Consider the following 17405-nt stretch of genomic DNA (forward strand, 5'->3'; position numbering starts at 1 on the left):
GTGAGCAGCTATCTCTTATATTTCATTTCCCGCTTTCTCGGCTGTTTCCTGCTCAGATTATGACGAAATTTTGGTAAAAAAGAAAAAACAAGGCTTGGCGCAGTGCCAAAATCCTTGTTTTTCCATTGATCAAGCTTTTCATAGTCATTTGCGACTAAATTGTGATAATATAAAGTAGATATTGCTATAATAAGTTAACGTTCAAAGTAGGTGCATTGATTCTTGATAAAACGTCTTTTCATTACGCTTTTCGCGATTATCCTATGTTTTTATATACTGGAAGCGACTAATTTTTTGGGGTTTACCCATTTTAAACCACAGTTAGAGGCCTCACTCGAAGGGGAACAACTTGTATTACACTGGACGCGGCTCCCTATTCCCGTATTATATAAAATTGAAGTTTTAACAAGCAATCCCACCAATCCCCACCGCAGCGAAAACGTACAAACCTTAACAAGCTTTTATAGTTGGACGAATCATTTTACAATTGATCCTTTACTGAAAGCCCATACGTATTGGCGGGTTACAGCGATTGGTCTCTTGCAACATCCGCTGGGAGCTCCTTCTGATGTCATTTCGCTTGTCAAAGCATATGATACGCAAGAACCTGATACAAACTATTACAAACCAGTTCCACTCAAGCCAGTCGAGAATCAAATCGTCTCTGATACACCGATTCTTATGTGGAAAGCCATTTCCACAGCTGTATCCTATGAATTAGAAATTCTCACAAGTCCGCCGGAAAATCCAAATGGCTCGGCACTATCGGCCCATCATCTGTTTAGTACGCAAGAAGTCTATACAAACGGTTACCAACTAGACGTAAGCGATAGACCGGAAACGACCTTTTACTGGCGCGTACGAGCCCTTGATTATTATGGCAATCCTATCGGCGTTTTTTCCGATGCAACAGAGCTTCATATTGACCATAATAAAAAAGAAGTTTTACATCCTATAATTAACAATTTTTTCAATCAAAATGGTATGGCTACACCGCTTTACCCTGTCTATAGTTGGATTCCCTTGCAGCGAGTTAGCGGCTATGAAGTAGAAATTCTAAGCCAACCGGATCATTCCAACGGCGTAGCGCCATCGCCTTATCGCCTTGATACAAAGTTTGTAACAACAGGCAATGACTGCTACGATGAAACGCCACGCAGCAAGCCAGGCATCTACTACTGGCGAGTCAGAGGCTTTGATGAAGCGGGAGCTCCAGTCGGTGAATATTCAGATTGCGCCCCGTTTACAGTCGATCTAAGTAAAGGCGCCTACAGTGCGACTTTAGGCGATAGCATTACGCATGGCGGTGGCGCTATTTCCTACTCCCCCTCCGACTGGGAATACAGTTACCAGACTTATTTTCAGTTTCCTACAGTCAATTTAGGCAAAAGCGGTGATACATCAGAATCTATGCTAGCGCGATTTGACGCGGATGTTCTGCCGTATCATCCTAAATATCTGATCATTATGGGAGGATCTAACAGCTTACGCGGTGGCATACCAGCCAGCCAGGTTATTAGCGATTTGGCAAAAATGCGTGATAAATGTTTAAAAAATGGAATTCGGCCAATCTTTCTAACGCTGCCTCCCATCAATCCCGATAATATTAACCGAGCTTTTAATGAAGAAACCTCACCAAATTGGAAGTCGCAGTTTCATGAAGTAAACCGTTTCATCAGAAGTCAGCCTTACTTTATTGATATTGAACCCTTTATGACTGGTCCTGATGGCTTATTGCCCGAATACTACGGCCTAGATGGACTCCATCCTGATTTAGCGGGGAAAAAGTTGATGGGACAAATCATCAATCTCAACTGGAGTCGGGTAACTAGATAGATTTCTTAGTATCACACCAATCTAACAACCGATCACGGCGCTGTTTTGCCGCTGCAAAAAATTCTTTTATACTAGTCTCTTCTTCTTGCTCGATCGAATCAATCAGTTGGTCTAAAACCAACTGATATTTTTTTAGGCTTGTGATAATTTCCGCTTTATTAGTGAGACAGATATCTGTCCACATAATCGCATTGGATGAAGCAATTCGCGTGGTATCACGAAAACCGCCGCCAGCCAAATTAAGAATTTCTTCACTTTCTTCATAACAGCCTAGCGTATTGACTAGACCAGCGGCTGCTACATGGGGCAGATGGCTAATAACGGCAGCATAGCGATCATGGCTGTCTGGCGCCATAAATGAAATGTCTGCTGCCAGGTCCGTTATCAGTCCTTTTAAAAGGGCCACTGCCTCTGTCGGTACATGATCTGCTGGAATCAAGATATAGCGTTTATTAACAAACAGATCGGCCTGAGCTGCTTCTATGCCGCTTTTTTCTCTTCCCGCCATGGGATGGCCACCGATATAATAAAAGTCTTCTGTCGGACTGCTTAAAGCTTCATAGAGGCATTTTTTCACACTGCCCACATCTGTTAAAATAGCACCTGGTTTTATATGGGGTCGTATCTCATTTACCAAAGGCAAAATACTTTGCATGGGAGTACAAAGGAAAATGACGTCAACTGTGGCAAGATCTTCCCATGCTGTTATGGTGCGATCAATGGCTCCTCTCGCCACAGCGCAGTCCATTACCTCTTGCGATTGATCCCAGCCCAAAATAATTCGCCGCTGATCGCACTTTCTTGTCAAGGCAAGCCCGATAGAGCCGCCAATCAGCCCCAGCCCAAGAATGGCAATCACTTTTTCTTTCATACGAGCTTCCGATCTACAGCTTGAGCAATTTTATTAAGACTGTCCATAAGGCTTTGGAAGTCTTCTGGATTTAAAGACTGCGCACCATCTGACAAAGCTTCTGCTGGATTGGGATGAGCTTCAATAATTAATCCGTCAGCGCCAGCGGCAATCGCGGCTTTCGCCATCGGTCCTACTAAGCTACGGACACCTGTTCCATGGCTCGGATCGACAATAACAGGCAAATGACTTAACTCTTTTAAAGCGGCTACAGCGCTTAAATCAAGGGTATTTCTCGTATGGGTCTCAAAAGTCCGGATTCCTCGTTCACAGAAAATAACCTGACTGTTTCCTTCGCTTAAAATGTATTCTGCTGCATTGAGCCACTCATCAATCGTTGCAGAAATGCCGCGTTTTAGTAATACTGGTCGATCCGCTTTTCCCACCGCTTTAAGCAGCTGAAAGTTTTGCATATTTCTTGCCCCGATTTGTAAAATATCGGCGTACTGACTAACAACAGGTACAGAGTGACTATCTACGACTTCGGTGACAATGGAAAGACCCGTCAACTCTCTTGCTTTCGCTAAATATTTTAGCCCCTCTTCTTCCAGCCCCTGGAAAGAATAAGGCGATGTGCGCGGTTTGTAAGCGCCGCCCCGTAAAAACTGAGCTCCTGCCGCTTTAACGATTTTTGCTGATTCTAGTAGCTGTTCCTCACTCTCTACAGCGCAAGGCCCGGCCATAACAGCTAGATTTTTGCCGCCAATTTCAAAACCGTTTACTGTAATTACAGAATTTTCCGGATGAAATTCTCTGCTGACTAATTTATAGCTTGTTGTCACAGGCACAATCTTTTCTACACCTTTCATTACCACCACTGGCAACTCGGCTATCGCCTTTTTATCGCCAATGACGCCAATAATCGTCCGAAGGCTACCTTGTGATAAATGGACTTTTAAACCTGCTGCCGTAACCTTTGCTACTACTTTTTGAACTTCCTCTTCCTTTGCCTCTGGTTTCATTACAATAATCATAATATACTAGCCTCCTACTTGTTTTTGGGTAAAATAAAAACTCCCATCCCTCAAATCAGGGACGGAAGTTAATTCCGCGGTACCACCCTGCTTGCTATGCAAGCCGCTCATTCAGGTACGGGCCTATGCCGATACCTTAGCCTCTGATAACGGTGGCACTCCGGCTCAGCCTACTTACAGTTCGGCCTGCTGCTTCCAGATGTATTTCAGATAGAATAAGTATCAGGTTTCACCCCCCCCTGACTCTCTGCAACTTTACGCTATCTTACTTCTTCTGTTCATCGCATTTCGTTGTTTGTAAGTTTATCAAAAAGACGCTTATATGTCAACACTATTTTATTGTTTTTTTGTTAAAAATGATAAAACTGTTAACTTCTCGCACATTCTGTCGCGTCACCGCGCATAATTTCCAAACCATGCTGCAAGGTTGGCAATATCACTTCAAGACATTCTTTCACGCCTTTCGGGCTGCCGGGAAGATTTACGATCAACGTACGGCCGCGCAGTCCTGCTGTCGCCCGACTCAACATCGCCCGTGGGGTAATCGTAAGCGACTTGGCTCGCATGGCTTCAGGAATCCCTGGCACTTGACGATCAATAACAGCAAGCGTGGCTTCTGGCGTCACATCGCGCGGCCCCAGACCAGTTCCCCCTGTCGTTAGAATGAGATCCGCTTGTTCTTTGTCAGCCATCTGACATAAAGCCTGCTGTAGCTCCATTTGATCATCCGCAACAATCTGATAAGCTATGACCGTGCCAAAATGAGCAATAAGCGACTGAATGAGTTCCCCGCTTTCATCACGTCGTTCACCGCGCGCTCCTTTATCACTTGCTGTAAGAATTCCAATTCTAAACATGTTCGTACCCCACTTTCTGAAACAAACCGCTTTTACCGCCCGCTTTTTTCAACAGTGAAATTTTGCCAATCTCCATCGTCTTATCAACAGCCTTGCACATATCGTAAATCGTAAGAAGAGCTGCGGAAACAGCGGTTAAAGCCTCCATTTCCACGCCAGTTTTACCATAGGTTTTCACTTTTGCTAAACAATGAACTGCCGCGGCCTCTGGCAATAAAGTAAACTCTAAATCCACGCCTGTCAAAAGCAGCAGATGGCACATAGGGATAAGTTCCGCTGTACGTTTCGCCGCCATAATACCAGCTACCTGGGCTACGGCCAACACATCGCCTTTGCCAATCTTACCAGCTTGAATCAGCTCTAGCGTATCGGGTATCATAGTAATAATACCTTCCGCAACAGCAAGTCGTTCTGTATCATTTTTCGCTGTTACATCGACCATTTGGGCTTTCCCATCTTTATTAAAATGAGTGAATTCCATTTCTCTTCCCGCCTTTAATCAGGATATAAATCAAGCTGATCGCCATCTTGCAAAATAAATCTTGCCGTACAGGCCTCATGATTCACCTTCATACGTTGAATTTCTTGTTCATCCAGTTCCAACTCCTGCAACAATTCCCCTACAGTCATATCCTCAGCTACGTCAGCTGTCAGAATGCCGCTATTGCTATTCGGCGCATATTTTTTTAACATTTCATGTAATCGCACTTCGATGACCATGAAGTCAACTCCTCTATCATAAGTTCAATGCTTTGTTAGGCTTTATTCGGTCATTTGTAAAAAAATTCCTTCTGTAGTTATGCGGCGGTAAAAAAATCTAACAGCTAAAACAAGGATTTTATCGCGAAAAAGAGAAATCTACTATACATTATTTCAAAGGAGGGCTCATGAAAATGGTCCAATTTCACTTTTACGGTCATGCCTGCTTTGCTTTAAAAGACGGTGAACACACGCTTCTCTTTGATCCCTACATAAGCGAAAATCCGTTTCAAACTGCCAAAATAAATGAAATAGATTGCACCCATATTTTTATCTCCCATGGTCATGGCGATCATCTAGGTGATGCAATAGCGATTGCCAAACGCACAGGCGCGCTTGTGATCACCACCGCGGAAATCGCTCATAAATGCACTGACGAAGGCTGTAAGGCTCATCCCATGCATATCGGCGGCACTCGCACCTTTGATTTTGGTAAAGTTCGAATTACACCAGCTTTTCATGGTTCTGGAATTCCTGGCGGACATGCAGCTGGTTTTATTGTAACATTCGGCGGCACAACCGTCTATTATTCCGGCGATACAGGCCTATTTGGCGATATGGCTCTCTTAGGTCGTCTGCAAGCAATTGATTGGGCCATTCTACCAATCGGTGATAATTATACCATGGGCATTGATGATGCAGTAGAAGCAGTAAAGCTTTTAAACCCGCGCAAAGTTGTCCCTATCCATTATAACACTTGGCCGGTCATTGCCCAATCACCCGAAGAATTTAAAGAAAAAGTAGAACAAGCAACGCCATCACTTGTTAGCATCGTAAATCCAGGACAAGAAATTATACTTGATTAACAAGAAGCCTGCACTTTCATTAAGTGCAGGCTTCTTGTATCTATCCTTTCAATCTTTTACTCAGCACTTGGACAAAAATACCGATGCAAACAATAAGGACAATTTTGCTGCCGACAAGAATACTTTGCTTCTTCACGATGACGAAGCAGAAAAGTACAATCCTCACGCAGTTTTTCCTCAAACTCATTCACTGAGATGGGATCAACTTGTACTACAGTGTCTGTTTGCAAAAAGTAAAGTGAAGCGCTTGCGACGTTTTTGCAGCGTAGCTTTGCTGCTGCCCAACTATAAAGTTGCAGTTGAAATTGATAATGTTCGTTCCAAGGAGTGATCCGTGTATCACCGCAAGCATCCGTTTTAAAATCGACAATTTCCAAAGCCGTTTCTGTTTCAACTAGTCGATCAATGGCACCACGAAAATAATAAGGCGGTGAACCAGGAAGCGCCGTAGTAAAGTGCCATTCATTGTGATACGTTCTTGCCAAATCCACCCTAGCAAAAGAGCTTTTGCAGTAAGCCTCACAGAGGGGGAGAGCGGCCTCAAATAAAGCTTCATGCAACTCTTCTGGCGCTGTAAACTCTACGGCATTTTTTAAAGAAGCTGCTAGTGGCCCTTGACGATATAGTTCGATAAACTTATGAACACAGCTTCCCAGCAACGCCGCTGGTACTGCTAGTTTCGCTGTCTCTCCCCCTAGGGAAATATTGAAAGCTTCGCTAACCAGGAATTCTCGTTGATCAGGAATCTTTGCAATATAAGAGTAATAGTAAGCCCGCGGACAAAATTGATACTGGCCTAACATTGCAGCCGAGAAAAACGGCTCAATGCCTGCTTTGTCACTGTGCAGCGGCTGAAGATTTTGTTCGACCCAGGCTAAATCTACTGTTTTATCAGACAAAACGGAACTAGCTTCCGCCTCTATAGTCATTTCCTCTGGTTCATAAAAATGCAGATATAGCAGTTCATCGGCAAGTGAAATCACTTTATTATCTACCGAAATTACCGCAAGATTCAAAGCTTTTAACAGCCATTGATGCCAGCTATTCAATTCACTATAATTTTTTTCACTAATATCTTTTATACCTTTTTCATCATGAACTGAAGATAAAATAAAATAATCTTTGGCCCGTGTTTGCGCCACGTAAAATAGCCGTTTTAGCTCCCATTTTTCCTGTAAGCTGATCTTTTCTTGCAAAGTAAGATATAAGCTATTCATCCCCCAAGAACTCTTCGCAGCAACAGCGAATTGTTCATCTGCTGTAAACAACAGCTTAGAAGCCGAATTTGTAAAGCGTCGCTGCAAATCAGGCAGTATTACAATCGGATACTCCAACCCCTTGGATTTATGAATTGTTAAAAGCTTTACCGTATTGCCTGACTCGCTTTCGATCTGGGCCTCGGCTTCCTGTGTTTCCTGCCGCAGCAAGTCATCAATATACAGCAAGAAGTCTGATAAACAAGCGCCTTTCGCCGCCTGAGTCGCCACTAAGGAACAAAACTTATCGACATTGGCGGCTTTTTGTTGTCCCATAAATTGACTAAATAAGAATTCACGATAATGAGTTGCTGCAAGAGCCTGCTCTAACAGTTCCGGTACAGGCAAAAAACCACGAGAATTTTTCAGCTTCACTAATAACGCTTTGGCTGCTTCACAAACACGTTTTTCTTCGTCTGGCAAGTCGAAAAGCTCCTCAAAATGAAGCAGCCCTTGCCACAAAGATGAATGGTTCTTTCGTAAGGCAAGCAATGTCATATCTTGTACACAAAAAAATGGGGAACGCAGCAAACCAATAAACGCCTGTTCGTCATAGCTATTTTGCAATACACGCAAAAGATGAATGAGGTCAATTACTTCCTGTTTCGCAAAAAAGCCGCGTCCCCCCACTACGTAATAAGGAATCTTGGCCTGTCGCAAGGCCTCTTCATATAAAGCAATATCCGTAAATGCCCGCAGCAAAATCGCCATATCACCATATTTAGCGGCTCTAAAACATTGCGCCGCTTCATCATACACTCTTTTTTCACTAGTCAATTCTTTGAGACGCTTGGCAATCATAGCCGCCTCTAGCTGCCGGTCGGAAAGCTCTCCCTCTTCTGTTGGCTTAAAAGCAATCAGCCATTCGACGAAATTCTCCTGGCCATCACAAGTTTTATGCCCCTTTGTGGGCTGAAAAGAAACGACGGTATCACCAGCAAACAGGCGATCAAAAAGCTGATTTCCGAAAGCAACTAAGCGGCTTTGTGAGCGAAAATTCGTATCCAAAGCCAGCGAGACACCACCACTCGCTTCGATTTCTTTTCGTACTTTTTCAAAAACCTGTACGTCAGCGCCACGAAACCGATAAATCGACTGTTTTGGGTCCCCCACAATAAACAGTTTATGGCCGTAAAGTATTTTAGAATCTCCGCCAGCCAATAAATAAACAAATTCTCGCTGCCGATCATTGGTATCTTGAAATTCATCGACCATCAAATAACGATATTTTTGACAATACTTTTGGCAAATATCAGGATACTCTTTCAAAAGCTGTAAAGTTTTCAACTCCAAATCAGCAAAATTAAGAGATTGCTGCACCGTTTTCGCCTGATTCCATACATTATGAAGCTCTTGATAGAAAGCGGCCAGCGACGGAATTAATATTAAAGCAGTTTGACAAGCCATCGTTGCCGCCAGAAGCCCTAGCGCCTCTTCCATTTCTTCTTTTGCCGCCTTGGCGTCGCCGCTTAAACGAATGTTTTTTAACGTTTCCTTCACTTCGCTTTGCCAAAAAGACAAAAAATCAGCGTCAAGCAGCTCCAATTTTTGTGCAATCATTGCAAGCTTCTCGCCAAGACATTCCAGCTTGCCGCGCCCGGCTGATCCAGCTTTTAACTCCCCGGCATAGCCAACCAAAGCAGTAACGCTTTGCAATAGTGCTATTTTTCTAGCTGCCATTTGTGCAATTTCTGCTTCATAAGGTGCCGCTAACTGTGTTGACAGCTCTTCATTCAACCAACCTGCCGCCTGCAATTCTTCACATAAAGGCGGCAGTTCTTTATATAAAGTTCGCAAAGAAAACTCTTGCAGTAAACTAGCTAACCAAGGTGATTTTCGATCAGCCGCCGCTAAAATGACTGTTTCAACCGTCTTTTGTAACAGGACTTTATTTTCGCTATCTTCCATAACGGAAAAATTGGGATCAAGACAAGCTTCTACGGGGTTTTCCCGTAAAATTCGGCCGCAAAGACTATGAAAAGTAGAAATAGGCGCATATTCCAGACGACTCTTTTGAGTATTCCAATAGGCTCGTTCATCCCAAGCACTGGCAGCCAATTCTTCTATTAACGAAACGCGCAAACGCTCGCGCATTTCCTTGGCCGCTTTTTTCGTAAAAGTAATGGCAATAATTTCTTCACAGGAAGCTTTTTTTTGCCTAAGAATATTCATATACCGTTCGACAAGCACCCTCGTTTTACCAGCGCCAGCGCCAGCGCTTACCGCCACATTTCGATCTAGTGTCAAGATCGCTAACTGTTGTTCCGGCGTAAACTGCTTCATAAGGCACCTCCTTGTCGGCAAATTCCTTGTCCTAAGCAATAATTAGAACATTGCTGCGGCATGGCGGGGAAAAAGCCAGCGTCAATCTGTTCCGTAATTTTAAACAGCTGCGCCGTAAATTCTTCGTAAAAATTATGCCAATCGTCTTCTGACAACAAACATTGACTGGAAATTTTTATGGAACCGAACTGATTTTTACACTCAGACCGCCACAATCCATCTTTAATCAGAGCACCTTCAATGGAATAATAAGCGCCGCCTATAACACCTTGTGTCCTAGCTGTAAGCAGCTCGCTTACAGCTAAAATATAAAGTGGTAATTGCAAGTCCGTCTTCGCTTTAAACGTATCTTTGGCCGCAGGAACCGACGACTTCTTATAGTCATAAACAGCATAACGCTCTCCCGTCGTATCAATCCGGTCCACCTTACCACATAAAGCTAGCTCATCATTCTCTCGCTTTAAAATAAGCGGCATTTCTAGCGAGGCAGCATCAGAAGCAGGCTGCAACTTGAGACCAAAGCTCCATTCTAAATAAGCAGGACGAAGCGCCAAATCAGATTCGCTCTGTTTTGCTACTTCATAGGCCAACCATTTCTTCAAAGCATCCGCCATCGCATTAGCCTCATAAGGCCATAATTTGCCGCCAGAAAACCGACCTTCCTGCTCACTAAGGTTACGCATCTGCGCAAAATCTGCTAATAGTTCTTGTTCATACTTGTCTATCTCAGTTGCCACGAGCTTTTGCTGACGATATCGCCCCATAAACTGTGCTAAAGTACGATGATATAGTTCGCCTGCGGCTGTAGCTTCTGTCGTTTCCCCAGCCTCCTCGATCCGTTCCGGCTGAAGTAAATATGTCAAGAAATAGGCAAAGGGACATCTAACATACGTTTCAAGCTGCGAAACGCTCCAAATCTTTGACCGGATTGCCTCTTGTTGCCACTTATGCCAGTTTGGTACAAAACCGCCAAATAAACTTTCTTGGTCATGTCGACGACTTTCTGCCGCCCCTTCATTCCTAATTACACTCGGTAAAGGAAACCGTAGGAGTAACGCTTCGCCAATTAGTCGTTCGTCTTCTGACAACAGCTCGCTGCGTCTTTGCCACAAAGCCTTGCGTTGTAGTTGCCTCATGCTATAAATTTCGCGGTAATCGTCAGGGAAAATTTCATCAATGGCAACAGCACGCTTGTTTTTGGGTGGAATCTCTGTTAAACGATCGATTTCAGCCAAAAAAGGTGAAGGAAGGGTTTCTTGATTTTCAATGCCGCTCACATATAGACGTTCTTTCGCCAAAGCAACGGCTACCGTAAAATAAAACTTCTCCTCTTCCCGCCGTTTTGCCGCTGTGGGCAAGCTGACGCCCAGTTCATTCCAAAGACGTCTTTCGTGATCATTGTACAGCCAATTCTCCGGCACGGCTTTGGGAAAATGGCCTTCGGTCAGTCCTAGCAGACATACCGTAGAGAAGGTAACGCCTCTTGCTTCAGCCGGACTGAGTACTTGAATTCCACCGTAAAACGGCTCTTCCAGCGTAATGTTCTGCAAGCTGAAAAACTGGCTTAATAGCTTACTATATTCAGCCAAAGTCAAGCTTGATTCCCCTTGCCCCACAGCAACTAATTCTTCCGATAAAGTATCTAGACCACTAATAATTGCCTTGTAAGACAAAACAGCCGCTTTAAATCGTTCTAGCGGTAAACCCTCGCGATAGAGTCGGCCTAGGCTAGTAAAAGGTACAAGCTCTATCATTAACGTGCTCAAAGTCGCGCCGAACTCTTTAACTCGAGCCCTTTGAGGCATCGTTTTTATGATTTCATAAAGTGTTAGAAATCCTTGTCTTTCTTTGGGATAAGCTTGAAGCCATTTAAGCCAATCCTGCCATTGATAAAGACGTACTCCTGCCGCTTTTTGCAGCAGTTCTTCCCTGTCCCAGCCATATCGATTGGCTATAAAGGCAGAGTCTAGTAAAGTTTTTACGCTTTGTTTCGACCCACCGTCCATATGAGCCGCAATAATATCAAAGAGCAGTTTTAGCAGCGGTTGGTTCATAAGCGGCTCATCGCGTCGACGGTCTAAGGGAAGGGAAAGTTCCTTACATAAGGCAAACAGCCCAGGATATTTTTCGTCACTGCGAATCAAGATAGCAATTTCATCAGGTCGTTTACCGTTAATCAGCTGCTTTTTTATATAGCTGCCGACAAGTTCCAGTTCCTTGGCTTCATGGGGCGCTGTCACGAGTTCAATACAAGGAGCCGCGACTTTTTCTATAGACTGTTCCGTAAACAAAGTTTGTATAAGCGAGTTAAGACAGTCACTGCGGTTTTGCTCCGATGATAAATCGACCCATTCCACGGCAAAACCAGCCCCAACTAAAAAAGTATAGGTTCTTTCTACAGGACCATAAATTTCGGGCCGATTCTTCTCATAGGCAAGGGCAATCTTTAGTTCACATTGCTGTCTTAATACATCAAGAAGTTCTTGCTGCAAGGGAGTAAAAATATAAAATTCACTAAAGTACAAAATCTCATAAGTAAACAGTTCGGGCTGATCACGTAACGCTTGACTTGCTAAAAAATAGGATTCTTCTAAATCAAGCAGCTTATATTCGTCTAGTTTCTGTTGATATTTTTGGTAAATAATCGTCAGTTCAAAATCTTTTATGTGAGTTTCTGGACTGCCTTCTTTCGCGGTTATCGCAGCCAGCCACTCCGCAGGGCTGGTAGCGCTTCGCTTAATCTCGCCAATCAGACTAGTAATTGTACGAATAAAGCCAGGGAACGACCTCATTTCCTGGAAATAATGCAGTTGTCCTTCGCCGATCAGATCGTCAATAATCTGCTTTACCAAACACTCCTGAGCCATGCGACTCATTGCCCGTCGCTCAATAGCGGCCTTAGCAAGAATCTCCTGTACGAGAGTGTCAAAAGCTAGAATTCGCACTCGTTCCAAACAAGCTGGATCTTTTGCAAGCACTTCACGCGATGCTTGTTCAAATAAAGTGGAATTAGGCAGAATAAACAACTTATTTCTAGTTTCATTGCCATAATCGCACCCCTCTGCCAACAGCTCTTGCAACATACGCTGGCGGTAGGATTGCCCGATAGGCAGACAGTATAAGGTATGCACAAAGCCCAGCTCCTCTCGCGAAAAAAACCTGCCTTGTTGCTGGCAGGATTTTTCGTTTGTTTATGCTTCGTATTTCATTTTATTCTAATGGTAAAACCATAGCAACTTCATCACAGTTAGGAAATTTAGGACAGTTGATACAGTCCTTCCAAACCTTATGGGAAAGACTTTCTTTCGTCACCTCGGTAAAACCAAGTTTACCGAAAAATCCCGGTTGATAGGTTAAAGTAAATACTGTTTTTACGCCATACTCTCTGGCCTCTGCTACTAAACGCTGAACAATTTCGCGACCAATTCCCTGTTTTTTCACATCAGGCGATACAGCTAAGGCTCTTACTTCTGCTAAGGCATCCCAAACCATGAGCAATGCCCCCACGCCAACAACTTGACCGTTCTCCTCTGCTACAATAAAATCACGCAGTGTTTCATAGAGAACATTGCGGCTTCGTCCTAACATAAGACCCTGTTCGGCATACTCATTAATCAACTTATGCATTTGTTCCACATCACCAAAAGCGGCTTTGCGATACAACATGGAAACTCCCCCTTTATAGCGGCAAAGTGATTTGCCTTTCTCATTTTAACGTATACTACTCGGACATAAATCTGTTAAGGGACAAGCCGCACATAGTGGTTGACGAGCCTTACAAACCTTACGGCCATGCCAAATCAACCAGTGATGCGCATCGCCCCATTTCTCCTTAGGAATTGCTTTCATAAGACCTTGTTCGACAACTAGTGGCGTATCTCCTACAGCTAGTTTTAAGCGATTTGCCACACGAAACACATGGGTATCTACAGCAATTGCCGCTTTACCAAAAGCGACACTCAGCATCACATTCGCCGTTTTTCGGCCAACGCCGGGTAAAGCAAGCAGTTCGTCAAACTGATCTGGCACCTGACCTTGATGCTTCTGACATAAGAGCTGACAAGCAGCTAAGATGTTTTTTGCTTTACTATGAAAGAGACCGCAGTCGCGAATTTTTTCTTCCAACTCGCTTTGTGTTAAACTTAAGATTTTTTCCGGTGAGCTATAAGCGGGAAATAGTCGTTTTGTAATCATATTGACGCGCACATCGGTACACTGTGCTGATAAGATAACAGCAATAAGCAGCTCAAATGGCGTGGAATATTCTAAAGCCGTTTCAGTATGGCCATAAACATTCTCAAGCCGCTCTAAAATTTCACTGCGAATCTTTTTATTCATTTTCCCACTGCCTTTCTCCTTTATCTGATGTCAACTACAGAAATAAAAACTGCTCCACCTCGAGAGGGAAGCAGTTTTTACCACAGCTGGTTAGTTCGTCAGACTCCGTACAGGTGCCGGTATGCGGCCGCCTCTCGCAATAAATTCATCGCTCTTAAAGGTATTCACTTTTAAGATCGGACTATGGCCAAGCAGACCGCCAAATTCCACATGATCGCCTACCCCCTTGCCAGGAACAGGAATCAACCGGACAGCCGTTGTTTTATTATTAATCATGCCAATCGCAGCTTCATCGGCAATAATCGCCGATATAGTCGCTGCCGTCGTATCACCAGGAACAGCAATCATATCAAGACCGACCGAACAAACACAAGTCATAGCCTCTAGCTTTTCTAGCGATAAACTGCCTTTTTCTACGGCGTCAATCATACCGGCGTCTTCACTAACCGGAATGAAAGCGCCACTCAAACCGCCAACATAAGAAGATGCCATCAAGCCACCTTTTTTTACAGCATCATTTAATAAGGCCAAAGCTGCTGTCGTACCAGGAGCGCCACAACTCTCCAAGCCCATTTCTTCGAGAATATGCGCTACGCTGTCCCCTACCGCTGGCGTCGGCGCTAAGGACAAGTCAATAATTCCAAAGGGAACGCCGAGACGACGTGAGGCTTCCTGCGCCACAAGCTGTCCCACACGAGTAATTTTAAAAGCTGTCTTTTTAACAGTTTCCGCGACAACGCCGAAATCACAGCCTTTAACTTCCTCCAAAGCTCGTTTCACAACGCCAGGACCGCTAACCCCTACGCTGACTACCATATCTGGCTCGGACACGCCATGGAAGGCTCCGGCCATAAAGGGATTATCTTCTACAGCATTCGAGAAGACCACAAGCTTAGCACAGCCAAGAGCGTCACGGTCTTTTGTTCTTTCAGCTGTTTCTTTAATAATTTCTCCCATTTGCTTCACGCAGTCCATATTAATACCGGCTTTCGTCGAAGCAAGATTTACGGAAGAACAAACACGATCCGTAATACTTAAGGCTTCGGGAATTGAAGCAATCAGCTTGCGATCCCCCGGCGTATAGCCTTTATCAACAAGGGCCGAAAAACCGCCGATAAAATTAACGCCGACTTCTTTCGCCGCCCGGTCAAGAGCCTGTGCCACAGCGACATAGGAATCGGCTTTGCAGCCTTCAGCCACAATCGCAATCGGCGTAACAGAAATACGCTTATTAATAATTGGTACGCCATATTCCGCTTCAATCGCTTCACCCGTTTTGACTAAATGCTCCGCCCGGGTCGTAATTTTATCATAAATATTTTGACAAAAAACCTTTAAATCACTGGAACAGCAGTCACGCAGACTAATGCCCATAGTAATCGTTCTTACATCAAGATTATTTTCTTGAATCATACGATTCGTTTCTAAAATTTTCTGTATGGTAAGCACAATAGCACCTCTTATCTCTCGCCTTAAATAGTATGCATGCTTTTAAAAATATCCTCATGCTGCGTCCGAATATCAAGGGACATAGCCTTGCCTTCCGCCGCTAGGATATCTCTTAATTCCACTAGACTGCCAACCATTTCTGTTACATCGACAATCATAACCATATTAAAAAAGCCTTCCACAATGTTTTGATTGATATTTAAGATATTAGCTTTTTTTTCGGCGAGTATGGTACTCACTTTGGCAATAATACCGACACGGTCTTGACCTACAATTGTAATTACGGCTTTCATCTAATTCCCTCCAAAATGCCTTTCGTAATTGCGCTTTCCGCAGACAAATGTGTTATTTTAAAACGATGACTTTATTATTATACTTGCTTTTCAGCAAAAACCATAGACTTTTTTGTATACTTATTTTATTTTTTTCTTGAATGTTTACCTTGGGGCCATTCCGCCTATAGATATGACTTGCTTAAAGTACAGTCATTTGATAGTATTTGTAAGAAAGAACTTGTAAAAAAGAGGTGATCGAATGATAACTCCGGAAATCATTCAGCGAATTAATGAATTAGCAAAAAAGCAGAAAGAATCTGGTTTAACGCCAGAAGAAAAAAACGAACAAACGGCCTTACGCCGCCTTTACCTTGATTCCATTAAGGGACGGCTTAAAGAAGAGCTGGCCGCAAGAAATATTAAACCAAAACAAGCGCATCATGTTCACGGTCCTCACTGCACCTGTCATCATCACTAAGGAAGGGGCATTCTATGCAAACGCAATCTCGCTCGATTTATCTCCCCTTATTGACGGCAGGTCATTTTCTAAGTGATTTTTACGCGAACTTTCTGCCAGCATTATTACCGCTTGTCATTGCTTCGCTGCACTTATCGTTAACATCTAGTGGTGTTCTCGTCATGGTTTTTTCCGCAGCCTCTAATATTCTACAGCCTATTTGCGGATTTTATCTTGATAAAACGGGGAAAACTACGTTTATTCTACTCACTCTTCCCTTAAGCGCTTTTTTTATTTGTACAGTAAACTATATTTCTTCTTATAGCATGCTGCTTTTGGCCTTACTTTTTTCGGGCGTAGCGTCTTCTTTTTTTCATCCGCTTGCGTCACTTTTGTTAAGTAAAGTAACAAAAGAAAAAAGTAAAAATCTATCCATGTCGATTTTTATTGCCGGCGGTAATTTCGGCTTTGCCTTCGCACCGGCAATTATTATTTACTTTCTCCTCGTTTTTGGTTTTTCCTCTCTTCCGTGGCTGATGGTTCCTGGTTTTCTCTTAACAGCCTTGTATCTTAGCTGCGGCGTCCATAAAATTGATATCAAAACACATCAGACACCGCTAGCCACAGCAACCAAAAAACGACCTTGGTATACTTCGCCGGATCTGTTAAAACTGAATCTAGCCATGGGACTTAGAGCTTGGCCGCAAGTAGCCATTCCGACCTTTCTGCCAATCTTTTTAGCCCAAAAGGGACTTACTTCAACGGATTCCGGTCATCTATTAACCGTTTTCTTAGTAGGCGGCGCTGTTGGCGGCCTCATTGGCGGTTATATGGGCGATCGCTTTGGTCGCAAAATCAGCACAGTAGCAGCCCTGGCCCTATGCCTGCCCGCCTCTTATTTTTTTATTACTGCCTCTGAAATAACGGCTTTGACCTGGATCTGTCTGGCTATAAGCGGCGCCACACTGCAAAGTCCGCTCCCCTCTTCCATCACCTGGGCGCAGGAACTTTTGCCAGAAAACGGCGCTATGGCCTCAGGTATGATGCTAGGACTGGCTTTCGGCCTTGGCGGTCTCGGTGCCGCTTTGACTGGTTATCTTGCCGATCTGACCAGCTTAAAACAAGCTTTTACGTTAACGCTATTTGCTTTACCAAGCGCGATAGCCTGCACCATGCTCATTCATAACAAACCAAGAAACTAAAAA

The 17405-nt window shown here is 43.8% G+C and carries 14 protein-coding genes, 1 pseudogene and 1 other annotated feature; of the genes and pseudogenes, 4 read left to right on the forward strand and 11 right to left on the reverse strand.

What is annotated here, in order from left to right; genetic code table 11:
- Nucleotides 1–222 precede the first annotated feature (222 nt).
- Nucleotides 223–1836: a GDSL-type esterase/lipase family protein gene (locus tag AC0MXB_RS15840; protein ID WP_474040689.1), complete on the forward strand. Its 1614-nt coding sequence runs from the start codon at nt 223–225 to the stop codon at nt 1834–1836.
- Here AC0MXB_RS15840 and AC0MXB_RS15845 read toward each other — a convergent pair.
- The 5 genes and pseudogenes from AC0MXB_RS15845 to AC0MXB_RS15865 all read right to left on the reverse strand — a co-directional run bounded on the left by AC0MXB_RS15845 (nt 1829) and on the right by AC0MXB_RS15865 (nt 5297).
- Nucleotides 1829–2707, reverse strand: coding sequence for a prephenate dehydrogenase (locus AC0MXB_RS15845; protein ID WP_474040690.1), 879 nt, complete (start codon nt 2705–2707; stop codon nt 1829–1831). The two genes, AC0MXB_RS15840 and AC0MXB_RS15845, sit on opposite strands and share 8 nt — an antisense overlap.
- Nucleotides 2704–3720 (reverse strand): 3-deoxy-7-phosphoheptulonate synthase, encoded by a 1017-nt coding sequence (gene aroF, locus AC0MXB_RS15850; RefSeq protein ID WP_474040691.1) that lies wholly within the window; start codon nt 3718–3720, stop codon nt 2704–2706. Before aroF ends, AC0MXB_RS15845 begins: the two co-directional genes overlap by 4 nt.
- Before the next feature lie 54 nt (nt 3721–3774).
- Nucleotides 3775–4011, reverse strand: a binding site (T-box leader).
- Between the two features lie 77 nt (nt 4012–4088).
- Nucleotides 4089–4568: pseudogene (locus AC0MXB_RS15855) on the reverse strand (MogA/MoaB family molybdenum cofactor biosynthesis protein); the annotation flags it as partial.
- A 1-nt stretch (nt 4569) separates the two neighbouring features.
- The gene (gene moaC, locus AC0MXB_RS15860; RefSeq protein WP_474040692.1) at nt 4570–5058 is read right to left on the reverse strand and encodes a cyclic pyranopterin monophosphate synthase MoaC; all 489 of its coding nucleotides are present in this window, start codon (nt 5056–5058) and stop codon (nt 4570–4572) included.
- Between the two features lie 14 nt (nt 5059–5072).
- The gene (locus AC0MXB_RS15865; protein ID WP_474040693.1) at nt 5073–5297 is read right to left on the reverse strand and encodes a MoaD/ThiS family protein; all 225 of its coding nucleotides are present in this window, start codon (nt 5295–5297) and stop codon (nt 5073–5075) included.
- A gap of 173 nt (nt 5298–5470) precedes the next feature.
- On the opposite strand from AC0MXB_RS15865, the gene AC0MXB_RS15870 reads away from it, so the two are divergent.
- Nucleotides 5471–6142, forward strand: coding sequence for a metal-dependent hydrolase (locus tag AC0MXB_RS15870; protein ID WP_474040725.1), 672 nt, complete (start codon nt 5471–5473; stop codon nt 6140–6142).
- Nucleotides 6143–6198: 56 nt separating this feature from the next.
- Here the strand turns inward: AC0MXB_RS15870 and AC0MXB_RS15875 are convergent, their stop codons facing one another.
- From AC0MXB_RS15875 to AC0MXB_RS15900, 6 genes are all read right to left on the reverse strand, one after another.
- Nucleotides 6199–9681, reverse strand: coding sequence for a UvrD-helicase domain-containing protein (locus AC0MXB_RS15875; RefSeq protein ID WP_474040694.1), 3483 nt, complete (start codon nt 9679–9681; stop codon nt 6199–6201).
- Complete coding sequence (locus tag AC0MXB_RS15880) at nt 9678–12812, reverse strand: PD-(D/E)XK nuclease family protein (RefSeq protein WP_474040695.1); 3135 nt, start codon at nt 12810–12812, stop codon at nt 9678–9680. Before AC0MXB_RS15880 ends, AC0MXB_RS15875 begins: the two co-directional genes overlap by 4 nt.
- 79 nt (nt 12813–12891) lie before the next feature.
- A complete protein-coding gene (locus AC0MXB_RS15885; protein ID WP_474040696.1) occupies nt 12892–13347 on the reverse strand; it encodes an N-acetyltransferase in 456 nt (151 codons plus the stop codon).
- A 45-nt stretch (nt 13348–13392) separates the two neighbouring features.
- A complete protein-coding gene (nth, locus tag AC0MXB_RS15890; protein ID WP_474040697.1) occupies nt 13393–14019 on the reverse strand; it encodes an endonuclease III in 627 nt (208 codons plus the stop codon).
- Nucleotides 14020–14109: 90 nt separating this feature from the next.
- Nucleotides 14110–15468 carry a DUF711 family protein gene (locus tag AC0MXB_RS15895; protein WP_474040698.1) on the reverse strand — a complete coding sequence of 453 codons (1359 nt, stop codon included), beginning with the start codon at nt 15466–15468 and terminating at the stop codon, nt 14110–14112.
- A gap of 23 nt (nt 15469–15491) precedes the next feature.
- Nucleotides 15492–15761, reverse strand: a complete 270-nt coding sequence (locus AC0MXB_RS15900; protein WP_474040699.1) for an ACT domain-containing protein — start codon at nt 15759–15761, stop codon at nt 15492–15494.
- Between the two features lie 241 nt (nt 15762–16002).
- On the opposite strand from AC0MXB_RS15900, the gene AC0MXB_RS15905 reads away from it, so the two are divergent.
- Together AC0MXB_RS15905 and AC0MXB_RS15910 are read left to right on the forward strand one after the other, a co-directional pair.
- Nucleotides 16003–16221 carry a DUF896 domain-containing protein gene (locus tag AC0MXB_RS15905; RefSeq protein WP_474040700.1) on the forward strand — a complete coding sequence of 73 codons (219 nt, stop codon included), beginning with the start codon at nt 16003–16005 and terminating at the stop codon, nt 16219–16221.
- Nucleotides 16222–16235: 14 nt separating this feature from the next.
- The gene (locus AC0MXB_RS15910) at nt 16236–17402 is read left to right on the forward strand and encodes an MFS transporter (RefSeq protein ID WP_474040701.1); all 1167 of its coding nucleotides are present in this window, start codon (nt 16236–16238) and stop codon (nt 17400–17402) included.
- The last annotated feature ends 3 nt before the right edge of the window (nt 17403–17405 follow it).

The sequence above is a fragment of the Pelorhabdus sp. sgz311001 genome, from assembly GCF_055901755.1.

Coding starts and splice junctions, on each gene's coding strand:
- aroF (WP_474040691.1), bottom strand. CDS start 3,720: ATGATTATTGTAATGAAACCAGAGGCAAAGGAAGAGGAAGTTCAAAAA.
- AC0MXB_RS15875 (WP_474040694.1), bottom strand. CDS start 9,681: ATGAAGCAGTTTACGCCGGAACAACAGTTAGCGATCTTGACACTAGAT.
- AC0MXB_RS15865 (WP_474040693.1), bottom strand. CDS start 5,297: ATGGTCATCGAAGTGCGATTACATGAAATGTTAAAAAAATATGCGCCG.
- AC0MXB_RS15905 (WP_474040700.1), top strand. CDS start 16,003: ATGATAACTCCGGAAATCATTCAGCGAATTAATGAATTAGCAAAAAAG.
- AC0MXB_RS15885 (WP_474040696.1), bottom strand. CDS start 13,347: ATGTTGTATCGCAAAGCCGCTTTTGGTGATGTGGAACAAATGCATAAG.
- AC0MXB_RS15900 (WP_474040699.1), bottom strand. CDS start 15,761: ATGAAAGCCGTAATTACAATTGTAGGTCAAGACCGTGTCGGTATTATT.
- moaC (WP_474040692.1), bottom strand. CDS start 5,058: ATGGAATTCACTCATTTTAATAAAGATGGGAAAGCCCAAATGGTCGAT.
- nth (WP_474040697.1), bottom strand. CDS start 14,019: ATGAATAAAAAGATTCGCAGTGAAATTTTAGAGCGGCTTGAGAATGTT.
- AC0MXB_RS15910 (WP_474040701.1), top strand. CDS start 16,236: ATGCAAACGCAATCTCGCTCGATTTATCTCCCCTTATTGACGGCAGGT.
- AC0MXB_RS15870 (WP_474040725.1), top strand. CDS start 5,471: ATGGTCCAATTTCACTTTTACGGTCATGCCTGCTTTGCTTTAAAAGAC.
- AC0MXB_RS15845 (WP_474040690.1), bottom strand. CDS start 2,707: ATGAAAGAAAAAGTGATTGCCATTCTTGGGCTGGGGCTGATTGGCGGC.